Source organism: Collimonas sp., from assembly GCF_044339385.1.
Lineage (GTDB): Bacteria > Pseudomonadota > Gammaproteobacteria > Burkholderiales > Burkholderiaceae_D > Collimonas.
The window spans coordinates 1-3,192 of record NZ_JBIIVN010000218.1 but is presented as its reverse complement, the minus strand read 5'-3'; the positions used below and the strand labels follow the sequence as shown (position 1 = coordinate 3,192).

At 56.5% G+C, this 3,192-nt stretch carries 4 protein-coding genes, 1 other RNA gene and 1 pseudogene; 1 reads left to right on the top strand and 5 read right to left on the bottom strand.

Annotated elements, in window-relative coordinates:
- Window positions 1-92: 92 nt before the first annotated feature.
- The 5 genes and pseudogenes from ACIQ0R_RS12075 to ACIQ0R_RS12055 all read right to left on the bottom strand — a co-directional run.
- Window positions 93-800 carry a hypothetical protein gene (locus ACIQ0R_RS12075; protein ID WP_395827764.1) on the bottom strand — a complete coding sequence of 236 codons (708 nt, stop codon included), beginning with the start codon at window positions 798-800 and terminating at the stop codon, window positions 93-95.
- A 228-nt stretch (window positions 801-1,028) separates the two neighbouring features.
- Window positions 1,029-1,178 (bottom strand): entericidin A/B family lipoprotein, encoded by a 150-nt coding sequence (locus ACIQ0R_RS12070; RefSeq protein WP_395827760.1) that lies wholly within the window; start codon window positions 1,176-1,178, stop codon window positions 1,029-1,031.
- A 146-nt stretch (window positions 1,179-1,324) separates the two neighbouring features.
- A complete protein-coding gene (locus ACIQ0R_RS12065) occupies window positions 1,325-1,996 on the bottom strand; it encodes a MarC family protein (RefSeq protein WP_395827757.1) in 672 nt (223 codons plus the stop codon).
- Window positions 1,997-2,082: 86 nt separating this feature from the next.
- On the bottom strand, window positions 2,083-2,466 hold the full coding sequence (locus ACIQ0R_RS12060) for a hypothetical protein (protein ID WP_395827754.1): 384 nt from the start codon (window positions 2,464-2,466) through the stop codon (window positions 2,083-2,085).
- 24 nt (window positions 2,467-2,490) lie between these two features.
- Window positions 2,491-2,549: pseudogene (locus tag ACIQ0R_RS12055) on the bottom strand (hypothetical protein); the annotation flags it as partial.
- A 184-nt stretch (window positions 2,550-2,733) separates the two neighbouring features.
- Here ACIQ0R_RS12055 and rnpB point away from each other — a divergent pair.
- Window positions 2,734-3,059, top strand: an RNA gene (gene rnpB / locus ACIQ0R_RS12050) — RNase P RNA component class A.
- The last annotated feature ends 133 nt before the right edge of the window (window positions 3,060-3,192 follow it).

Genomic DNA, 3,192 nt, shown 5'->3' with positions numbered 1-3,192 from the left:
GCACGGCTAGCTCCTTGAACTCCGCCGTGTACATCTGTTTTGGTATCTTCTTCATTGCTGGTCTTTCCAAAGGATCGTTGATTTTACGTTACCTATGGAAGACTAAATTTCGGGGGAAGCTCAGTCCACGCAGACAAAAACTCATGCGCATGAAAAGCTCTTGTCAGATGCGACATCGGCACCCGATACACATCGTTTAATCCCAGCGCCAAAGTGACTGGATTCCACACCGCCTTGTTCTTTGCTTTTTTTGCGCTGCCCTTCACCATCGCGCCTTCATCGCCGAATATGCCGCCGCCTTCTCTGAGGGCCTGCGCCAGGTCAATTTTCACCAGGCTGGAAAATGCCATCAAGACTTGATCTTGGTTGATGCCACTCCGCGCTTCGATTGCTGCTACCAGCTTGAGCGGTTGCGACCTGGCTTCAGCTTCACGCTTGAGTTTGCCTGGCAGGCGCTGCAGATCTTTTTTCAGAAAACGCAACTCGTGCAAAGCCCTGCGAAAACCTGGCGGTTTGAGTTGCGCCACGATTTGATAGACGTCTTTGGTGATTGTGATGAGCACATCTTCGCTACCGGCTGCAAGCCGTCTGGTGTCGCCTTCGAAAAAAATCGGTGCCGCATAACCACCGTTGGCGTCGCCGAACAGATCCGGATAACCGGCGTCGTAGTCCAGCCAAACGTAAGGGGTCAAGCCACTTTGTATCATGCGTGCCAAGGTCCAGGGGTTGCCGGTTTGCTGTGCAAGCCAGTGGCAAGCCTGCTTAGTTGTTGCTCGAAAAGGCAGTTCGATGATCGTCATTTCTGCGGGATTGGAGCGTCTCTAAAGTTGGACGCGGGTGTCAGATAGTAATCGGCGCAACCAAATGCGGGATGCAGTTTTTGTCCGAGTCCGATGTACCAAGTAACTTTGCGACGTCACTCTTCGATGCGCTCCTCGAAGTCACTTCTGTTAACCAGGTATTGTTGAACCGGGGCCGGCCCGGAGGGAGCCGAAATGCTGCTCTCTCCGACGCCGATCCGCCGGGAATTACATTTTCTTTTGCAGGTCCTGCGCAGCGTCTTGCACTTTCTCGCCACCGGTTTGCACGTCCTTGCCCATGCCGGCGAAAGTATTGCAAGCGGACAGCGCGCCGAACATCCCGAACATTGCTGCGATCACGATTACTTTTTTGATCATTGTCTTCTCCTCCGTGGGTTGATAGGCATCCAATGTTATCACCTGCCCCTGGATTATCCACGCTAAGAAAGGAATTTCCTTCTGTGTGAGATGACTTTACAACATGCTTGTGGAACTGATATCTATCTATTGGCTGACTGTTTCGTTCAATGCGCTTGCAATATCTGTAACAATCCGCTGACGCCGTCCCACAGAATTTGTACGCCGATGCAGAGCAGGATGAACGAAGTCATGCGCTGCATGATGGTAGTGCCGGTATCGCCCAGCAAGCGGATCAGGAACCCGGCAAAACGATTACTCAGGTAGACCGCCAACGCCGCCAGAGCGAGACCGGCAACGGCCGCAAGCAAGGACAGCGGCAGCGGTACATTCGGCACCCGCACGCCGGCACCGAGGGTGATGGCGACCGAGATCGAGCCGGGGCCGGCGGTGAGCGGAAAGGCTAGCGGATAGAAGGCTTTTTTCGACGCCAGCTCCTCGGTCCAGAGTGACTCCGGCACCACTTCACCCTTCGGCATTTCATCCGAGTTGAGCATTTTCCAAGCCGTGGCGATGACCAGCAAGCCGCCCGCGACCTTGACCACCGGTAGCGACAGCCCAAAAAATGCCAGCACGTGTGTGCCGATGAACATACCGCCCATCAGTAACAGGAAGGAGTTGATCGCCACGCGCCGGGCCAGCGAATTGCGGGTGGCGTCGGAGGCAGTGATGGTCAGCGAGTGGAATATCGGTGCGCCGCCGGGTGGGTTCATGATCGGCAATAGCGCGGCCAGCACGAACAGCACTGTCTTGAGGAAGCTAAGTAAATGAAATTCCATGTGCGCCGTTGTTAGTCATTGTAAATAGGACTTTGCAAGCCATTCCTTGCACGGTAGTCGCACTAGTGTTCAGCGCGTGCCCGATTCTAGACTGACAACATAGCCGCCGCAAGTGCCGCTATCTCGGTCGCTGCGGCTGCCTCGGCAGTGTGCTTGGCTTGCCGCCTGAACGGTTCGCAGGCGCGACGAGATACCCGGCCGGACGGTGTGCTGTCTTCAACCCCAACGCCAATCGTCTTGTAGATCACCAGGGCGCTTTCCCGACGGGCGGATGCGCTGCTGCCATCGACGATCTGGCCCAGCTGCCATCCCCGCTCGCAGGAAAAAGCGCCGGGCTGGCATAGCAGCAGATCGCCAGCCTCTTGCGGTGCTTGCGGTTTCCATTCGAGCACCAGCGTATCGGCGCGGGCGATGGCGCGATCGTCCAGGTCGCGCACGGTGCCTTTGCTGGCACCGACAGCGGCGACCATTGCGCCTGTGTTCCGATGCCAATGATGAACAACCTGTGGGCCTGGCGAGTGGCCAGATGATCGATGGCGACTGCGGTTGCCGCCGCGGTGCGGAAGCCGCTTCATGGCGACAGCTTGCTGTTGTCCGAGAGGTCGCTGCAGCTTAGAAACGGTTCGTATGCGGTAGGCTGGTGTCTCATGCAAAATTGGAATTGTATGGATGGGCTTTTCTGGCCGCGGCAGCAAAATTCAGTCGGCCACAGTCTGCATTGCGGTAGAATGCCGCCTGAAGTAAGCCAGACAGCCGCTGGCTGGCGCTGCAAGGCGCCGGCGGGAGGAAGGTCCGGACTCCATAGAGCAGGGTGACGGTTAACGGCCGTCCGCCGTGAGGCGAGGAATAGGGCCACAGAGACGAGCGTATTAAGTTACGGTGAAACGCGGTAACCTCCACTCGGAGCAATCTCAAATAGGCACGCGTTGATGTTGCTCGCGGAGCGTGCGGGTAGAGAGCTGGAGCGCTGGAGTAATCCAGGGCCTAGAGGAATGGTTGTCATAACGGGAAGGCGCAAGCCTGAGCGTCGTAACAGAATCCGGCCTATCGGCTTACTTCATTTTTCTTCAGGTAGTTTCGTCAGGTAGTTGCTGCGACCGCGGCTGCGTCCGATCCCCTCGAATTTTTGCGCAATTTTTGAATCCGGCGAATCCAGTTTTGCGGGAGCTTCGTATATGACTACGCAGGCTCCGAAA

Coding starts and splice junctions, on each gene's coding strand:
- ACIQ0R_RS12060 (WP_395827754.1), bottom strand. CDS start 2,466: ATGGTCGCCGCTGTCGGTGCCAGCAAAGGCACCGTGCGCGACCTGGAC.
- ACIQ0R_RS12075 (WP_395827764.1), bottom strand. CDS start 800: ATGACGATCATCGAACTGCCTTTTCGAGCAACAACTAAGCAGGCTTGC.
- ACIQ0R_RS12070 (WP_395827760.1), bottom strand. CDS start 1,178: ATGATCAAAAAAGTAATCGTGATCGCAGCAATGTTCGGGATGTTCGGC.
- ACIQ0R_RS12065 (WP_395827757.1), bottom strand. CDS start 1,996: ATGGAATTTCATTTACTTAGCTTCCTCAAGACAGTGCTGTTCGTGCTG.